The organism is Rhodococcus sp. 06-221-2, assembly GCF_002258365.1.
Lineage (GTDB): Bacteria > Actinomycetota > Actinomycetes > Mycobacteriales > Mycobacteriaceae > Rhodococcoides > Rhodococcoides fascians.
Genome location: NZ_NOYJ01000024.1, coordinates 24,464 through 41,886, shown reverse-complemented (window position 1 = coordinate 41,886; position 17,423 = coordinate 24,464). Strand labels below are relative to the sequence as shown.

Below are 17,423 nucleotides of genomic sequence, written 5' to 3'. Positions count from 1 at the left end.
AGATAGCACCAGGAATTCACATTTCGACGACGGTTGAGAAACTCTTACCGACACTTCGGACAATGCGGAATCATCGGTCGCAGAACGAGTCTGACGACCTGGTACTCGTAGGGTCGCCTAATTCATCGGCTCGGCGGACGCATTCGCGACAATGCGGACAGGAGACGAATAGGCGGTGCTCGCACGCGTCGGTAGATTCAGTGCCATGCCGACAGACTCCACACCCGACGGATTCGCCCTCGAACGCTTCGACGTCGCCGATTCCGGGGCCATCGCCACGATCTTCGCCGCCAAGGACCTCCGAAACGGACTCTACGTTCTGCATTTCGCAGACAACGCGGCCTTCGTGGGCTACTCCGAATCACTCGCGGCGCGAGTGAATGCCGACCGCGAGATATGGCCCGACATCGAGGCCCTCGAGGTAACACCCGGTGCCGCAGATCGTCTGGAGCAGCTCACCGATCTCGTGTCCCAGCTCCACCCACTGCGACAACGCCCGTCGGAGCCCGCCGCGATCGGCGAAGCTCCGGGAGTGAAGACGGCACTGCCCAAAGAACGAGCCAAGCGCACGACGCTCCTCGACGCGGCCGTGGGACGCAGTCGTCGCCAGTTCTGGGAACTGTCCGACCACATCGCGTACCCCGCCATCCGAAGCATCGTGGCCGACTACATCAACTCGTCGATCCCCGACCCGGCCAACACCGCGAAATACCTCTGGCAGACAACCGCTCTGTCCGACGTACAGGACGACACCGATCCGCGACGATTGCTGACGCTGACGTGCGGCGGCTTCGAGACCCTGCGAGTCGACGAAATCGTGCACGACGACGACACGATCGAACTCGACCTGCGCATCAACACCAACGTTCCGCGCGACCGGACCGACGAGCAACTCGAGGTCTCCAACGAAACCGTCAGCGCCGGACGGGGACCGTACCGAGAGGAGCGGGTGTGGTCGTGGTCGATCGACCTCGGCGCGTTACTGGAAGAAGACGTGGACGTCGACCTCGGTATCGACGACGACACGTTCGACGATCTCGCGTACGGCCTCAACGCGCGGCTGATGCGGTCCGGAAACTCAACGGGCGCAGCGGCACACAACAACGATCTCGCGGCCGACCTACTCGCCGAGGCGTACCGGCAGCTGTTCGAGGCCGAGTGACCGACCGCCTCTGGTACGTCGCATACGGCTCGAACCTGTTGCGAGAGAGGTTCTCCGTCTATCTGACGGGCTCCGAGGACGGATCGGAGTTCGGGGCGCATCCACCGGCACCCTCGTCGGCAGCGGTCGAGGCCGAACGCTGGTTGTGGATCGATCACGCCCTGTACTTCGCAGGCGTGTCCCGACGGTGGACCGGGGCGTCGGCCTTCGTGTCGCTGAACACCGATCCCACATATCCGTCTCTGGTACACGGATACCTGATCGACAGTGTGCAGTTGGCGCACGTCGCCTCGGTGGAGAACGTGGTCGATTCCGTCGATATCTCGGCTGTGGAATCACTGAGCATCGGCGAGTGGGCCGCACTCGACATCGACCGCCGAGGTGAAGCATACCGAGGGAAATACGATGCGTTGCTACGGCTTCCGGACATCGACGGACTGCCCGCGTTCACACTGACGAGTTCGATCGTGCGGGAGCACGGCGAACCGTCGAGCAAGTATCTCTCGACGATCCGGCGTGGACTGCTGTCCGCAGAGATCGACATGGACGTCGACGCCTACCTCGACGCCGCCGCCGGACGCGTCACTTCAACGCGTCGAGGTTCGTCTTCAGAAGCATGACGTTGTAATCGGACCACCGAGAAGCCGTGAAGTACAGGTCTTTTCCGCTCGACATCGGGTGAATGAACGGCGCGTAGATGCCGCCTGCCGTCTGGTTGGCGTCGAGAATCGTCCTCGGTTCGCTCCACGGCCCCTCCGGGTTTTCCGCCGTGCGCGCCACCAGCGTCCGGTTGTTCTCGTTGCCGTACATCATGACGTACCGGCCGAGGTAGTCGTTCCACGCCACCGACATCTCGCTGACCGGGCCCTTCACTACGGCGACGGTATCGCCGACGTTCTTGGACCATTGCTTGGCCGGATCGGGGTCTTGCGTCGAATACTCGTACGCGTCGAGATTCTCGATCTGATCGGGCGCGACTCGGGAGACGAACGCGTCGCCGAATCGTCCGTTGGGAGTACCGAACTGGTACAGGTATTGACCGTCTTGTCCCAGAACATAAGCGCTCTGCTGGAACTTGCCCTGACTTTCGTGGACGTTGGTGAAGCCCGGGATCGTGACACCCTTGTTGACGCGGATCGTCTTGGGATCCGTCGTCCAATTCTGGCCGTTGTCGGTCGATTTGGCCGTCGCCGAGTAGTTCGTGATCCAGCGACCGGGTGTGCCCCAGCTCTGCACCGACATGTAGTTGATGTACTGGGTGCTGCCGATCGCGATAGCCGCCGTGGGGATGGTCGTGTCCTCGACGCTCGGTAGCTTCGCGCTCGAGATGATCTCGGCGGCGTAACGCGGATTGTTCGCTCTGACAACCGCACCCGAGGTGGTGTTCGCGGGGTCGGCCGGACCGATCGTGATGCCCTGCGACAGGTTCGTCGACGCCTTGTCCGAGCGGAAGAGTGCATTGCTGCGCCACTGGGCATTGCCGGAGGAGCAATCACCGAACGTGTCGCCGAACGCCATCAAGATCTGGCCCGCACCGTTGTCCCAGGTGATACCGAGGTCGGTTCCGGACATCGCCAGGTTGTCGTAGGTGTCGTTCACGCTCTGCGGACCGGTGACCCAGGCGATGCTTTGAGTGTTCCCGGTGATGCGCGGCAGAGGACCCTGCGGTCCCTGCGGGTTCTTGCCCGACATTCCCGCGCTGCCCGACGAACCGAACAGCGGTGAGGAGCCCGGCCCACCAAGGCCGCCGCACGGTTCTGCAGAGACGGTCGGCGCAGTCAATGCGCTCAGCCCGCTCACTGCCAGTGCCAGGACAGCCCCGACAGCAATATGCCGACTACGTACACGCATGGACGAACCCACCGTTTCCCGTGTGACCCACGATACTGATGTGACTGATGGGACGAGTGTTACGCAAATCTACTGATCGCGCAACAAATCGGGCGTGTCGGTACTTGACAAAACGCCTACGGCGAGAATGACACTCGTGTGATTAGCCGGCAATCATGCGCGCGTGAGTCGTATCCAGTGCGAGCAGCGCAGCGCCCTGCACGACGACCGCCGTTCCGTGACCGATCGCCTGGTCAGCGGTGATTCGACGGCCGAAGCTGGGCTTCCGGACGGCGATGTGCGCACCGGCCGCGACGTAGAGCACGTCGAGCCCGGCATTGATCCACAGCAGCTTGCTCAAACTCTTCGACGTCGGGACCGAGGAGTTGAGCGCTCCCGCCCCGGCGATCGCCACGTCGATCGCACCCCAACCCGCCGTCTGCTGGCCGAATGCACGACGGGCAGGCGACGAGCCACGCACCGCCAACACCGTTCCGGCAAGCACACTCACACCGCCCCACACGGCGAGACGCCGACCGAGTAGTTGGGCGACGGCGGGAGCTTCCATACGAGTCATCGCTCCAGTGTGCCGGGCTCGAACCCGAAGGCCACCCGTAACGCGCGGTCCGTTGCTGCCGATCACCGAGCACCGGGTATTCGTGCTCGAAACGAACGGAGTCACCATGCTGAAGAAGATCCTCGCCGGCGCTGCACTGACGATCGGCGTGGCGGTGCTCGCCGCACCGACGGCATCCGCTGCGCCCGACGACAACCCGTTCGGCCCCAAGGACTCCACATCGAGCTTCGTCAACGCATTCGACCCCGCGGCCTACGGCAGCGCGAGCGAGAAGTCGCTGATCATCAGCCCGTTCGGGACCAGCCGGCAAATCGACTGCTGGTCGTTCCACGCCCGCGGATCATGCTCCCAGAACGGCCACGTGCTCGCCGAGATCCGAATCCCCTCCGGATCGTCGGAATGGGATTACCGAATGCTCTACGTCTACAACCCGTTCTGACAGTCGAATAGGGCACGGCCGCGATCAGAGTCCGAGCGGATGCGAGTCGGCCCCGGGCAACCAAGTGTTGCCCGGCCCGACCCACCCCCTCTCCTTGATCATCTTCTTCGCCGCACGTCGGTGGCGGCCGAGCAGGCGGTCGAGGTAGAGGAGCCCGGCCAGATGGTCGGACTCGTGCTGCAGACACCGCGCCAGATAGCCCGTGCCTTCCACCGTCACCGGGTTGTTCTCCACATCGACACCTGTGACACGGGCCCACTGGGCACGCCCGGTCGGGAACAGCTCCCCCGGCACGGACAGGCATCCCTCGGTGTCGTCCGGGTCGGGCATCGTCTCGGGAATCCCTGAGGTCTCGAGCACCGGGTTGATCACGTGTCCGCGATGACGGACCCCGCCGTCCCGCAGGTCGTAGACGAAGACCGAACGTGGGTCGCCGATTTGGTTGGCCGCCAGACCCGCACCGGGTGCAGCAGTATTGGTCTCGAACATGTCCTCGACCAGCGTTGCGAGCTCGTCATCGAACACCGTCACTCGGGCTGCCGGAGTTGTCAGCCGGGGATCACCGGCAACCAGGATCGCTCGAATCGCCATGCAAACAGGATAGTTTCGCTCCGAGAGCGGCGAAGCCCCGGGCAACGAGGTTACTGTCGATCTGTGGCCCACTCCCGTCGTCCCTCCACCGCGCACCCCGCAGACAAGGTCTGCGCGTCGTGCGGTCGGCGGATCGAGTGGCGCAAGAAATGGGAGAAGAACTGGGATGACGTCAAGTACTGCAGCGACACCTGCCGGCGGCGCAAAGTGAGTGCAACCGACAAGGAACTCGAAGACAAAATTCGATCCCTGCTCGACGCCCGATCACGCGACGCGACGATCTGCCCCTCGGACGTCGCGCGAGCCCTGTCCGACGACGCCTGGCGCGACTTGATGGAGCCCGTTCGCCGCGCGGCCCGACGTATGGTCGACGCCGGCGAAGTCGAGATCACCCAGAAGGGGTCGGTCATAGATCCCTCGACCGCAAAAGGACCGATCCGGATCCGCTGGAAGCGTTGACGGAAACCTGTCGGTGGGTGGGTATAGCTTTCGTGGTGTGAAGACATGGGGGGATGTGTTCGGGCTCGGGGACCAGGAGTTGGTCTCCGAGCTTGCTGACGTGGCTTCACTCGAAAACGCTCTCGCAGCAAAGAGATTGACGTTGCTCGCCGAGATCGACCGCCGCGGCTTGGCGATGAAACTCGGGCACTCGTCCGTCACCCGCTGGTACGCGAAGTCGATACGGATCACCGACGGATCCGCCGCCCGCCAGAACGCACTGGGGTACTGGTTACTCGATCACCACACCGTGCTCGACGCCCTCGCCGATGGTCGCATCCATGCCGCGCACGCCGCCGCGATTGCCGAGGGATACGACGTCGTGCTGGTGGCCGACCCGACGTTGGATCAGGAGCGCCGCGACGGAATTGTCGCCGAATTGCTCGACACCGCGATGCGAAGCACCGCGGGGCAGGTGACCTCCCGCGCGCAGGCTTTGGCGCATGCTGCCGCGGACGACGCCCGGGGACGACACGCGAAAGCCGAGAAACAACGACGAGAGCAAGAACAGCAAGAACGCGAGCGTCACGATCAGGAGCGGCGCAGAGATGATGATGCGACCTCTACCGGCAGGCTGCCCGATCCGGAACCGCCTGCGCCCGAGCCTGTTCCACCGACACCCGCACCGCGACCGGTGTCGGAAAACCCGGACCTTAACCGATTCGACCTGCACCCGCTGGCCAACGGCCGCTTCCAGGTCGGTGGCGACATCGACCTGTTGCTCGCCGAGAAGCTGCTCACCGCTCTATCGCCGTTGACGGCACCGCGACCAGGTCCCGGCGGGGAGCGCGACCCACGCAGCCCGTCGAAGCGCCGGGCCGATGCACTCGATCAGATCCTCGACCGACACCTCCGCGGCGGCACTCGTGGGTCGGCGGGCGGGTCGCGGGCGTCAGTGCACCTGATCGTTCCCCTGCGGGACTTGCTCGCCCACGGCGGTAATAAGCAATCCGATAGCGGGGCAACGGATTCGGGCGACACCGGTACGGGCGCGGGGAGCTCCTCGAGTGGCAGCGATAGCAACGGCTCGCGTCCGGATGGAGCTGCCCGAGGGGATATCGCTGCTTGCGGCGAAGCGGCAGCCGATGGTGATGGTGCCGGGCAGAAATCTGCGCCCGAGCCGGGCGACGCCGACTGGCCGTTCCACCTCGACTGGACCGGCCCCATCAGTCGCTTCCTCGCCGAGCTGGTCACTTGCGACGCCGACCTGACCCCCGTCATCGTCGACCACCACGGCGTACCACTCGCGCTCGGACGAACCACCAGACTCGCCAGCGACGACCAACGCATCGCCCTGACCATCCGCGACACCTGCTGCGTGATGTGCGGCCGCCCCGCCCAGTGGTGCCAAGCCCACCACATCAAATTCTGGGAACACGGCGGCCCCACCGACCTCGACAACCTCGCGCTCGTCTGCGGAGAATGCCACCGCCTCGTCCACCACGGCGACTGGCAGCTCATCATGGGCGACGACGGACACCCCTACGCCATCCCACCCGAATCCGTCGACCCCACGCAGCAATCCCTCCCCAGCTACCACCGACGAAAACAGCGAGCCGCGTGAACAACTCAGGCGCGCAACGCGCGCTTGAGCAACTTTCCGCTCTGGTTGCGGGGCAACTCGTCCAGGAAAGTGACGGTCTTCGGCACCTTGAACGGCGCGATCTTGCCCTTCACGTGGTCGATCAACTCCTGCGCCGACACCTCACTTCCGTCCTTGAGCACGACGACAGCAGTCACCGCTTCGATCCACTTGTCGTCCGGTGTCCCGATAACCGCAACCTCGGCAACGGCGGGGTGCGTGTAGATCGCGTCCTCGACCTCACGAGAAGCAACCAGAATCCCGCCCGTGTTGATGACGTCCTTGATCCGGTCGACGACCGTGATGAACCCCTCGGCGTCCCGAGTCACCAGATCACCCGAATGGAACCACCCACCCGAGAACGCATCCGCCGTCGCCTCCGGCTTGTCCCAGTAACCGTCGCACAATTGAGGCGAGCGGTAGAGAATCTCACCGGGCTCACCGTCCGGCACATCGTTACCGTCCGCGTCGACGACGCGTGTCTCGACGAAGAACACCGCACGACCACACGACGCCGGTCTGGCCTCGTGCTCGGACGGCTGAAGAACCGTTGCCAGCGGACCGATTTCGGATTGTCCGAAGCAGTTGTAGAACTCGATGTCCGGGTATCGCTCACGCAGCCGGGTCAACACGGTGACGGGCATGATCGACGACCCGTACTGCGCCTTCTTCAACGACGACAGATCACGAGAATCGAGGTCGGGGTGATTGGCGAGCGGAACCCACACCGTCGGTGCCAGGAACAACGACTTGATCTTCTCGTCCTCGATCCGCCGCAGAATCTCCGCGACGTCGGGCTTGCGCATCAGTCGCACGGTCGCCCCGACCGACAGATACGGCAGCATGAACACGTGCATCCCGGCCGAGTGGTACATCGGCATCACCAACAGCGGGTCGTCGTCTTCGGTGAACCCCAGAGCGATCACACACGAGACGTACTCGGCAACGAGCGCGCCGTGAGACATCATCGCGCCCTTCGGTTTCGACGTCGTGCCGGAGGTGTAGAGCAACTGCGCCAGGTCCGCGGAGTCCGCGGCCGGCTCGAGGACCGAATCATCCCCGGCAGGGTCGAGCAGATCCGGAAGCGACACCACGAACTCGACGGCGGTGCCACTCCGAACGGAATCGAGAGTGTTCGACAACTCCGGGTCGACGAGCACAGCCCGAGCGCCCGACTGATCGAGCAGATACAGCAGCTCGTCGCCCACGAGTGCGTAGTTGATGGGCACGTGCACCAATCCTGCTCGCGCACAGGCAAGAAATGCCACCACATACGCGTCGGAGTTGACACCGTACGCCGCTACCCGGTCACCCTTGTCCAAGCCCATAGCAACCAGCCGACGGGCGACCCGCGTCACGGCGGTGTCGAGTTCGCGGTAGCTATGGCTGCGGCCTTCGAATGTCACGGCCGTACGGTCGGGAAATTTCGCCGCCGACCTGCGCAGAACGCCGTCGACGGTGCTGACTCGGGTGCCGTTCGTCATGACAACGACGTTATAGGACGTCCAAGCTTCTTGCCTCGACTTCGACGTCGATGGTTCGCTCGCCGATCACGGGGCATTCGGTGTTGCATGACAATCAAACAAGCACTCGACAGTCTCGAGACTGCCTCGTTTCTCGACGGACCCAGCGACGCGATCCATGGCGTACTTGCACCTGCGGTAGCGGACAGTGCCGTCGGATCAGCGCTGCACGGCCGGTGGATCGGGCACCCCATCCACCCCGCGCTGGTGACGGTGACCATCGGCAGCTGGACCAGCGCCGTCGCGCTCGATCTAGTCAAGAACCAGTCCAGGGCGGCCAAAATTGTCGTCGCGCTGGGTCTCGCGTCCGCGCCGCCGGCGATAGCGACCGGATGGGCCGACTGGTCGACGATGAACACTGTTCAGCGTCGGGTCGGCATCATCCACGCGGCATCGAACGCAACCGGGGTGTTCCTCTTTCTGGGCTCCTACCTCCGTCGCCGGAAGCAGACCGACGGAGTCGCCAAGGCTCTGGCGGCGGCCGGCCTCGCAGCCGCAGGACTCGGCGGACTCATCGGCGGGCACCTTGCCTACAGCACCCCCGGCAGCGAGGCCGAGTCCGAAGCTCGACACCGCCTACCGAGCTGACCACCCATCAACAGTTGTTCGGTTCCCCGGTCTTGACCACCGACAGCACCGCATCGCCCTCGCGGATGAGGACGCCGGGAGCCGGATCCTGTTCGACGACAATCCAGTTCGAATCGTTGACCTGCATACGGCCCTCCCCTGACGCGTCTGCGCTGCGGGAGTAGAAGACACCGGCCGCCTGGATCGCGTTCTGCGCTGACTGCAGATTCATACACACAACCGGAGGCATGTAGGCGGGGGCTGCGGGTGCGGGCCTCTCGACCGTCGGGGTATCGGGAATGACGATCCTCGGCACAACGGTAGAGCGCGTGAGGCCTCCCCCCGGCACCGCCTCGACGTCCGTGCCGGCGTCTGCGCTCGGAGTGCTGCATCCCGCCAGCATCGGCAACACGGCAATGCAAGCCGCGAGCACATGCCTTCTCGTCGACATCGAGACCTTTCGTTACGACAAACCCCCACCACAGCAGCCGTCTTCTATGGATCGCCCCTTGCGTCGATCCGTTACCGGTAGCGTTTCCGTACACCGTACGGTAGGCTACGGCGGCACTGCGTGAACCAACGTGGGTGTACGCCCTTCGGGGCGCGGCGAAAGGCAATCGACAACGCGATGACCGAGCCCCAGCTTTTGCTACAAGACCAGCCACCTATTGATCCCCTGTCCACGATCGTCGTGCGTGGAGCCCGAGAGAACAATCTGCGCAACGTCGGCCTCGATCTGCCGAAACGCTCGCTGGTCGTGTTCGCCGGCGTCTCCGGGTCGGGCAAATCGTCACTGGTGTTCGACACCATCGCCGCCGAGGCCCAGCGGCAGATCAACTCCACGTTCACCGCGTTCGCGCAGACGTTCCTACCGTCCTACGGCCGACCGGATGCTGACCTGATCGCGAACCTGTCGGCCGTCGTCATCGTCGATCAGAAGCGACTGTTCGGTGGTCCGAGGTCGACGGTCGGCACCATCACCGACATCGGAGACTGGCTGCGCATGCTGTGGTCCCGCGCCGTCACGCCCAACATCGGCTACGCCAACGCCTTCTCGTTCAACGACCCCGCCGGAATGTGTCTCGAATGCGAGGGGCTCGGCGAGGCGAAGGTCGTCGACCTCGGCGAACTGGTGGACGAGTCGAAGTCGTTGCGCGAGGGCCCGTTCAAGCATCCCGACTTCGAGGTCGGCAAATGGCCGTACCGGGTGTTCGCCGACTCGGGCCTGTTCGATCTCGACGTCCCGATCGAGCAATTCTCGGCGCGCGAGCGTCACCTCTTCTTCGACGCCAAGCCCGGCGAGGTCGAGGTGACCAATCCCGACGCCGTCATGAAGAGCTACGAGGGCATCGTGTCGAAGTTCCGCCGAAGCTACCTCGCCAAGGATGCCGATGCACTCAAGGGCAAGTCCAAAGCCGCCTTCGAGCGCATCGTCACGCGCGGCGTCTGCGAGGCCTGCGGCGGTTCCCGCTACAACGACACCATCCGCGGTGCCACTCTCGAAGGACTGTCCCTGCCCGACGCGTTCGCCATGCAGGTTTCCGAACTCGCCGACCGTATCGAACAATGGGACATCAAGGGCCTGCACTCCGTCACCGCTGAAATCGTCACGCAGTTGACCAGGCTCGTCGATCTCGGCCTGGGCTACCTGAGCCTGGACCGTGCGACGTCCTCGCTCTCGGGTGGTGAATCCCAGCGCATCAAGATGGTCCGACACCTCGGAGCCACGCTGAACGACATGCTCTACGTCTTCGACGAACCGACGACCGGTTTGCATCCTCGCGACGTCCACCGTCTGAACGAAATGCTGCTCGCGCTGCGCGACAAGGGCAACACCGTCCTCGTCGTCGAGCACGACCCCGAGGTGATGGCCATCGCCGACCGTATCGTCGAGATCGGACCGGGTGCCGGAAAGTCCGGTGGCACAGTGGTGTTCGAGGGAACGTTCGACGAACTCCGCCGAGCCGACACCAGGACCGGCTCCGCACTCCGGCGTGATGACGCCGAGATACGGACTCCCCGTACGCCTTCGGGCTGGCTGAGCATCTCCGGTGCCACCACCCACAACCTTCGCGATGTCAGCGTCGACATCCCGCTCGGGGTACTGACCGCCGTCACCGGTGTCGCCGGTTCCGGAAAGTCGAGCCTCATCCACGGACACCTGCGCGAGGCCGCGCCCGACGCCGTTGTCATCGACCAGGCACCGATCCGGGGCTCACGCCGTTCGTCCCCTGCGACCTACACCGGTCTGCTCGATCCGATCCGCGCGTACTTCGCCAAGAAGACCGGGCAACCGCCGTCGCTGTTCTCCCCCAACTCGGACGGCGCGTGCCCCGATTGCCAGGGCAGCGGTGTCATCTTCACCGAACTCGGGTTCACCGATCCCGTGACGAGTACCTGCGAGACCTGCCAGGGCAGGCGCTTCCGCTCCGGGGCCATCCGGCACACCGTCGACGGCGTCAGCATCGCCGACATCTTCGAGATGTCCGTCGAGGATGCGCAGGACTTCTTCGAGGTCAAGAAGATTCGAGACATTCTTCGCCGCTGCCGGGACGTCGGACTCGGCTACCTCTCGCTCGGACAGAACCTGTCGTCACTGTCCGGCGGCGAACGGCAACGTCTCAAACTCGCCACCGAACTGATCGGATCGTCTTCGGTCCTGGTGCTCGACGAACCGACGACAGGTCTGCACCCGTCGGATGTGTCGAACTTGATCGCGTTGCTGTCCGGGATGGTCGACGAGGGCAGGTCGGTGATCGTCATCGAACACAACCTCGACGTCGTAGCCGCAGCGGACCACATCATCGACCTCGGCCCGGACGGCGGCCACAACGGCGGGCTGATCACCTTCACCGGGACGGTCGACGAGCTGGTGGCCTCGGACACCCACACCGGTAGGTACTTGGCACGGAGCCTGGGGCGTTGACCGCTCCCCGATAGTGTTGGCGTTCGAAGAGACACCGGACAACACAGGAGTGGCAGTGCAGCGTCGATCGGCACGAATGATCTCAGCCGGGTTCGCGGTCGTCGCGCTCGTAGCGGCGGGGTGCAGCACGCAGGAAACGGACGCGCCACCCGCCGCCGATCCGGCACCCGCGGCGAGTGGCGAGTTTCCGAGGACGATCACATCCGGCTCGGACGGCGGCTCGGTCACCATCGACGCTGCTCCGCAGAAGATCGTGTCGCTGAGCCCGACGGCGACGGAGACGCTGTACGCCGTCGGGGCGGGCGACCAGGTGGTGGCCGTGGACGATCAATCGGACTTCCCCGCCGACGCTCCGAAGACAGGGTTGTCGGCGTTCACCCCGAGCCTCGAAGCGATCGTTGCGTACGACCCCGATCTGGTGATCGCCTCCACCGACCTGGGCCTCGTGACGTCGACACTGGCCGAGGCAGGCGTTCCGACGCTGGTGCTGCCTGCCGCGACGAGCATCGACGATGCCTACTCGCAGATCGAGCGCGTCGCGGACGCCACCGGCCACGACGCCGACGGCGATGCCGTCGTGTCCCGGACTCGTGCCCGGATCGATGCAGCCGTCGCGAGCGTCCCGACGCGCGAAGCGCCGCTGACGTACTTCCACGAACTCGATGACACGTTGTACACGGTGACGAGTGCGAGCTTCGTCGGGCAGATCTACGGTCTGTTCGGACTCACCAGCATCGCCGACGGTTCCGACGCCGGCGACTACCCGCAGCTCGCCGCCGAGGCCGTCATCACGTCGAACCCGGATGTGGTGTTTCTTGCCGACGCCCAATGCTGTGGCGTCACAGCCGCTTCCGTCTCGTCGCGACCGGGTTGGGGGTCGATGACCGCCGTCCGCGACGGCCGGATCTTCCCGATGGACGAGGACCTGTCGAGTCGATGGGGCCCTCGTATCGCAGACCAGGCAGAGGCCGTCGCTTCGGTGATTCGACAGCTCCCCGCCTGACCCGCGGCGGCGTCCCAACACCCGCTACCGCGGGATCGATCTACACCACGCTGTCGCGTCGCATGGCCTCGATCTCGTCCGCCGTACAGCCGAGCTCGGACAGCACGTCGTCGGTGTCGGCGCCGTGCGGTCGACCGGTGTGCCGAATTCGGCCGGGGCTACCGCCCATCCGCCACATGACATTCTGCATACGGACCGGCCCCAGATCGTCGTCTTCCACCGTCGTCACCATCTCGATGGCATTGACCTGCGGATCCGACAGCAGTTCGCTGGGTTTGTACACGGGAGCGACTGCAGCACCTGCCTTCTCGAACTCGTCGATGACGACGTCCCGCGTCCGCTCGGCGATCCAGCCCCCGACGTAATCGTCCAACAAATCCGCGTGCGCGGCGCGCTGCCGGCCGGTCGCGAACCAGGGTTCGTCGAGCACCTCGGGGTGACCCACCAGCACCAGGACGCGTTCGGCTATCGAATTGGCGCTCGTGGAGATCGCCAGCCAATGGCCGTCCGCCGTCTTGTACAGGTTGCGTGGTGCGTTGTTGCTGGACCTGTTTCCGGTGCGCTCCTGGTCGATACCCAACTGGTCGGCGTAGATGACGCCCGGGCCCACCGCGGCCATGATCGGGCTCAACAGGTCGAGGTCGATGACCTGCCCCTTGCCGCCGTTGTTGGTGCGATGCAGCAATGCCATGGACACCGCCGACGAGCCCGCTATTCCGGCGAGGGAATCGGCGAGCCCGAATGCGGGGAGCGTCGGCGGGCCGTCGGCTTCGCCGGTCAGGTGGGCGAAACCACTCATCGACTCGACGAGTGTTCCGAACGCGGGCCTGGTGGAATACGGTCCGGTCTGCCCGAAACCGGTAACACGCAACAGAATCAGGCCGGGGTTCGCCTCGGACAGGACGTCGTATCCCAGCCCCCAGCGCTCGAGTGTGCCCGGCCGGAAGTTTTCGACCACCACATCGGCCTCTGCCGCGAGACGCCGAAAGATCTCCGCTCCGCGCTCGTTGCCGAGATTCAACGTCATCGTCCGCTTGTTGCGGCTGATCATCGTCCACCACAGCGGGTGTCCATCCTTGTCCAGACCGTGTCCCCGCATCCCGTCGGGCTTCGTCGGGTGCTCGATCTTGATGACCTCGGCACCGAAATCACCCAGGATCTGCGCGACGAGCGGCCCGGCGAGGATCGTCGAGATATCGAGTACCTTGACGCCCTCGAGCGGCCCCGTCACAGGTACGGGCGGTGCAGGTAGCGACCGGCGGGCGCGCCGGAGACGGCACCGTCAGCAAGCACACGCTGTCCGCGGACGAACGTGTCGGTCACCTTGGCACCGAGTTCGAAGCCCTGGAACGGCGTGTATTCCTGGGCCGACTCGGAGTCTTCGGGGCTCACGGTCCAGGTGTGATCGGGGTCGACCAGCGCGAGGTCTGCATCCATCCCGACGGCGATGTCGCCCTTGCCCGGCAGGCCGTAGCGCAACGCCGGGTTGAGGGACGTGAGCTCGGCGATCCGGCGCCAGCTCAGCCCGCGCTTGCGGCCTTCGCTGACCAAACCGGGGAGCAGGTACTCGGCCCCGCCGAAGCCGGACTTAGCGGCGAAGATGTCGCCGCGGTCCTCGGCGAACTTCTTCTCGTCCTTGCAGCACGCATGATCGCTGACAACCCAGTCGATATCGCCGGCCAGCAGGTGCTCCCACAACGCTTCGACGTCGTCTCGAGGACGCAACGGCGGGTTGACCTTGCCGCCGAGCCCGTAGGCGGTGTCGATATCTGCCAACAGGTGCCCGATGGTCACCTCACGACGGAAGTTCACGTGCGGGAAGGCCTTCGCCATCCGCATTGCCGCCGTCAGCGCCTTGCGCGAGGACAGGTGCAGCAGGTTGATGTTCGGCAGCTGCGTCTCGTCGGCCAGGAACGACGCGATCGTGACGGCGAGGCCCTCGGAGTGCGGTGGCCGTGACGCGCTGTAGGCGGCCAGGCCTTGCAATGTGCCTTCTTCTTCGACGATCTTGGTGTACGCACTCATGATTTCGGCGGTCTCGCAGTGCAGCGACAGCGAGATGTGATCGGCCTTGTCCGGGAACTGTTCTCGCGCAGCCTGAATTCCGCGCATGACGAACTCGAAGTGCGCGAGATCGTAACGCTCACCCTTGGGCGTCATCAGGAACTCGCTCTGGTCGGTCGAGCGGCCGTGCAGGCCGTGGCTGCCGTAGAACATGAAGATCTTGAACGAGGTGACGCCGTGCTCGGCGATAAGTGCCGGGATTTCGTCGATGTGACCCTTGGACATCGGTGCCAGGTGGTAGGCGTAGTCCACGTACGGTCGGCCCTCGGTGGCCTCGAGCACGGTCGGGAAGACGTCGGCGTAGGAGCCGCCGGTGTTCATGTAGTACTGCCCGGTACGCATGTAGGACAGCGAGGTGGTGACGCCGCCCTGCACGCAGGCCCGCGACTCGATTTCGGCGTCCTCACCGAGTGAGTTGTAGATACCCCAGTGCTGATGCGCGTCGACCACACCGGGGAACGCAACCTTGCCTGCGGCGTCGATGACCGTATCGACTCCGGCAGCATCGATTCCCGCTTCGATGCGGGTGAACTTGCCGTCTTCGATGAGAAGGTCGAGGAACTCCCCCTCGTCGGGAGCGGCCGATCCCGGTCGCACGACTCGGGCGTTGGTGATCAACAACGTTGACATGATTGTCCTTTCGAGATTTTTCACTAGTTAGGAAGTTCTGAGAGAACTGGCCGCGAGGTACGCAAGCCCGAGCGCGGGCAACAACCCGTTGCCCGCCAGATAACCGGCGGCCCCGTGGCCCGAAATGCCCATTGCCGCACCGCCGGAGGCGAACAGTCCGTCGATTGCAGACCCGTCGGGCCGCAGTACTCGCGCGTTCTCGTCGACGACGAGGCCGCCCTGCGTGTGAAACAACGCGGGGACGATTTTGATGGCCGCGTACGGTTCGGTCAGGGTGTGCTCGAAAGAGCTGCGGCCGAACGGATCCGGCACGTCGCCCTGTGCATACCCTGCCACAGCCGCGAGTTCTTCTGCCACCGCCTCGGCCGGCAGGCCGGTCGCGTCGGCCAGAGTTGCAGCGTCATCGGCCCACACTGCCGCACCGGAGGCCACCGTCTGCTCGAAGTCTTTGAACGACAGGCACTTGTCGTAGACCTCCCTGTCGATGACGACCCAGCCCTCGGATCCGGGCCGAGCCGCGAGAGCGGCGGCATATTCGGAGTAGCCGGTGGTTTCGTCACCGAATCGGCGGCCCGTTGCGTCGAGCACGATTCCGCCGTGCATCACAGTGGCCCAGCCGACGAGCGTCGTCGCCTTCTTCGACAGTGCCGCGTGCCCCTGATAGGCGTCGAGGTACGCCGCATCCGCTCCCAGCTTGCGCCCGATGGCGAGAGCATCTCCGGTGGAGTGCTCGCTGCCGTGGTACCGCGCCGACGATATCTCCGGAGCGTGCTGCTCCACGAGAGCCTCGTTCGCGCCGTATCCGTTGGTGGCCAACAGTACTGCGCGAGTAGGGATGACCTCGGTGTTGCCGTCGGGCAGCGTGACAGTCACCGCGTCCACTCCACCGTCGAGGTCGACCGACACATCGGTGAGGCGCGCCGGAACCAGCATGTCGATCCGAGGCTCGGCCGCCACAGCGCGGGCGAGGTGATCGAGCATCGCGCTACCGTGTCGGCCTTCGACTGTGTGACAACGTAATCGGGAGTGCCCCGGGTACGCGAAGTCGGTCACCAACGCCAGCGGAAGATCCAGATGATCTGCCAACCATTCCACCAAGGGAGCGCTGACGTCGGCAAGCGCCGTGGCCAACCGAGCGTCGGCTGTGCCCTTGGTCTTGCGCATCACGTCGTCGACGAACTGCTGCGGTGAGTCGTCGATTCCCGCGTCGCGTTGCCACCGCGAGCCCGCGCCCGGGATCATCGCGGTGGACATCGCCGTGTTGTTGCCGCGCCGGAAGTGTTCGCTCGCCTCGACCACCAATACGTCGAGACCGAGCTGGGCAGCCCTGAGCGCCGCGACGAGTCCGCCGCCCGCACCTGCAACGACGAGATCGGGGCCCTCCGCGCTCATGCGAGGACCTTCAATTCGCTGCGAAGTCCCAGCAGTCGTAGCGCCGTTGCTGTGGGGTCCACTACCCACGGAGACACCGGAGGATCCGTCAGGTCGACTGCCGAACAGGCGTTGATTGCGACGTCGCAGTGCAACTCGCGCGCGTGCTCGGACACTGCTCGTCCCCACGCCCGAGTATCGGCGATGTCGTGAACACCCAGTCCCAGAACAACAGTGGCCTCGGCGACGAGTCCATAGAAGCCGAGCCTGCGGTCCAGTTCGGCGGCGATGGCCTCGTTTCGGGCCAGAGCGCCGATGCGGCTTACTTGGGACGCGTGGAACGACGCGGTCAGTCGAGTCAATCCGTACAGGGGTACAGCAAACGAGTCCGCTTCCTCTGCGCACGGATCCAGCACGCAGTCGGGCAGGAAGCCGTCTGCTTCGGTGTCGCGTAGAGCATGAAAGGCCGCAGACAGGACATCCTCGGAACGTCTGATGTCCAATTCCGTGTCGAGCGCATCGGGCGCGTCGGGTCCGATGTTGCGGAGTTCGACGGTGACGCCGGACGGGGCCAACTGGTCGTACCGACGCTGCCGACGAGCCAGTTCGGCCGAGTCGACGTCGATCGGGGTGAAAGCCAAGAGGTGCATGTGCGTGGGG

General features: G+C 64.8%; 17 protein-coding genes and 1 pseudogene. 9 read left to right on the top strand and 9 right to left on the bottom strand.

Annotation, left to right across the window (positions count from 1 at the left end; translation table 11 throughout):
• Nucleotides 1–205 precede the first annotated feature (205 nt).
• Together CH281_RS11765 and CH281_RS11760 are read left to right on the top strand one after the other, a co-directional pair.
• Nucleotides 206–1,162: a hypothetical protein gene (locus CH281_RS11765; RefSeq protein ID WP_256983479.1), complete on the top strand. Its 957-nt coding sequence runs from the start codon at nucleotides 206–208 to the stop codon at nucleotides 1,160–1,162.
• On the top strand, nucleotides 1,159–1,782 hold the full coding sequence (locus CH281_RS11760; RefSeq protein ID WP_032383781.1) for a hypothetical protein: 624 nt from the start codon (nucleotides 1,159–1,161) through the stop codon (nucleotides 1,780–1,782). The genes CH281_RS11765 and CH281_RS11760 overlap by 4 nt, the downstream gene beginning before the upstream one ends.
• Here the strand turns inward: CH281_RS11760 and CH281_RS11755 are convergent.
• Complete coding sequence (locus tag CH281_RS11755; RefSeq protein ID WP_032383814.1) at nucleotides 1,745–3,013, bottom strand: DUF4185 domain-containing protein; 1,269 nt, start codon at nucleotides 3,011–3,013, stop codon at nucleotides 1,745–1,747. The genes CH281_RS11760 and CH281_RS11755 overlap by 38 nt on opposite strands.
• 142 nt (nucleotides 3,014–3,155) lie before the next feature.
• Complete coding sequence (locus CH281_RS11750) at nucleotides 3,156–3,569, bottom strand: DUF6992 family protein (protein WP_201247421.1); 414 nt, start codon at nucleotides 3,567–3,569, stop codon at nucleotides 3,156–3,158.
• 106 nt (nucleotides 3,570–3,675) lie between these two features.
• Here CH281_RS11750 and CH281_RS11745 point away from each other — a divergent pair, with 106 nt between their 5' ends.
• Nucleotides 3,676–4,008 carry a hypothetical protein gene (locus CH281_RS11745; protein WP_045840952.1) on the top strand — a complete coding sequence of 111 codons (333 nt, stop codon included), beginning with the start codon at nucleotides 3,676–3,678 and terminating at the stop codon, nucleotides 4,006–4,008.
• Between the two features lie 24 nt (nucleotides 4,009–4,032).
• Here CH281_RS11745 and CH281_RS11740 read toward each other — a convergent pair whose 3' ends face one another.
• The gene (locus CH281_RS11740; RefSeq protein ID WP_094694209.1) at nucleotides 4,033–4,599 is read right to left on the bottom strand and encodes a peptide deformylase; all 567 of its coding nucleotides are present in this window, start codon (nucleotides 4,597–4,599) and stop codon (nucleotides 4,033–4,035) included.
• A gap of 63 nt (nucleotides 4,600–4,662) precedes the next feature.
• Between CH281_RS11740 and CH281_RS27310 the strand changes: the two are divergent.
• From CH281_RS27310 to CH281_RS11730, 3 genes and pseudogenes are all read left to right on the top strand, one after another.
• Nucleotides 4,663–4,791, top strand: a pseudogene (locus tag CH281_RS27310) (DUF2256 domain-containing protein); the annotation flags it as partial.
• 15 nt (nucleotides 4,792–4,806) lie between these two features.
• Entirely contained in the window at nucleotides 4,807–5,058 is a 252-nt protein-coding gene (locus tag CH281_RS27305; protein ID WP_228139420.1) for a DUF3253 domain-containing protein, read from the top strand.
• Between the two features lie 13 nt (nucleotides 5,059–5,071).
• Nucleotides 5,072–6,661 (top strand): HNH endonuclease signature motif containing protein, encoded by a 1,590-nt coding sequence (locus tag CH281_RS11730; protein WP_094694205.1) that lies wholly within the window; start codon nucleotides 5,072–5,074, stop codon nucleotides 6,659–6,661.
• A 5-nt stretch (nucleotides 6,662–6,666) separates the two neighbouring features.
• Here the strand turns inward: CH281_RS11730 and CH281_RS11725 are convergent, their stop codons facing one another.
• Nucleotides 6,667–8,163, bottom strand: a complete 1,497-nt coding sequence (locus CH281_RS11725; RefSeq protein ID WP_094694203.1) for a fatty acyl-CoA synthetase — start codon at nucleotides 8,161–8,163, stop codon at nucleotides 6,667–6,669.
• Nucleotides 8,164–8,250: 87 nt separating this feature from the next.
• On the opposite strand from CH281_RS11725, the gene CH281_RS11720 reads away from it, so the two are divergent.
• On the top strand, nucleotides 8,251–8,790 hold the full coding sequence (locus CH281_RS11720; RefSeq protein WP_032388485.1) for a DUF2231 domain-containing protein: 540 nt from the start codon (nucleotides 8,251–8,253) through the stop codon (nucleotides 8,788–8,790).
• A gap of 7 nt (nucleotides 8,791–8,797) precedes the next feature.
• Here the strand turns inward: CH281_RS11720 and CH281_RS11715 are convergent, their stop codons facing one another.
• Nucleotides 8,798–9,001: a PASTA domain-containing protein gene (locus CH281_RS11715; RefSeq protein WP_094623302.1), complete on the bottom strand. Its 204-nt coding sequence runs from the start codon at nucleotides 8,999–9,001 to the stop codon at nucleotides 8,798–8,800.
• Between the two features lie 396 nt (nucleotides 9,002–9,397).
• Between CH281_RS11715 and CH281_RS11710 the strand changes: the two genes are divergently transcribed.
• Nucleotides 9,398–11,695: an ATP-binding cassette domain-containing protein gene (locus CH281_RS11710; RefSeq protein WP_057474765.1), complete on the top strand. Its 2,298-nt coding sequence runs from the start codon at nucleotides 9,398–9,400 to the stop codon at nucleotides 11,693–11,695.
• A gap of 76 nt (nucleotides 11,696–11,771) precedes the next feature.
• The gene (locus CH281_RS11705; protein WP_094694416.1) at nucleotides 11,772–12,698 is read left to right on the top strand and encodes an ABC transporter substrate-binding protein; all 927 of its coding nucleotides are present in this window, start codon (nucleotides 11,772–11,774) and stop codon (nucleotides 12,696–12,698) included.
• Between the two features lie 40 nt (nucleotides 12,699–12,738).
• On the opposite strand, the gene CH281_RS11700 is transcribed toward CH281_RS11705, so the two are convergent.
• Genes CH281_RS11700 through CH281_RS11685 form a run of 4 tightly spaced genes read right to left on the bottom strand, consistent with a single transcriptional unit; the run spans nucleotide 12,739 to nucleotide 17,413 of the window.
• On the bottom strand, nucleotides 12,739–13,929 hold the full coding sequence (locus CH281_RS11700) for a CaiB/BaiF CoA transferase family protein (protein ID WP_094694201.1): 1,191 nt from the start codon (nucleotides 13,927–13,929) through the stop codon (nucleotides 12,739–12,741).
• Nucleotides 13,926–15,392, bottom strand: coding sequence for a dihydroorotase (locus CH281_RS11695; RefSeq protein ID WP_027497859.1), 1,467 nt, complete (start codon nucleotides 15,390–15,392; stop codon nucleotides 13,926–13,928). The genes CH281_RS11700 and CH281_RS11695 overlap by 4 nt, the downstream gene beginning before the upstream one ends.
• A 27-nt stretch (nucleotides 15,393–15,419) precedes the next feature.
• On the bottom strand, nucleotides 15,420–16,784 hold the full coding sequence (locus CH281_RS11690; protein WP_094694199.1) for an FAD-dependent oxidoreductase: 1,365 nt from the start codon (nucleotides 16,782–16,784) through the stop codon (nucleotides 15,420–15,422).
• Nucleotides 16,781–17,413: a hypothetical protein gene (locus tag CH281_RS11685; RefSeq protein WP_094694197.1), complete on the bottom strand. Its 633-nt coding sequence runs from the start codon at nucleotides 17,411–17,413 to the stop codon at nucleotides 16,781–16,783. Before CH281_RS11685 ends, CH281_RS11690 begins: the two co-directional genes overlap by 4 nt.
• Nucleotides 17,414–17,423: the final 10 nt, after the last annotated feature.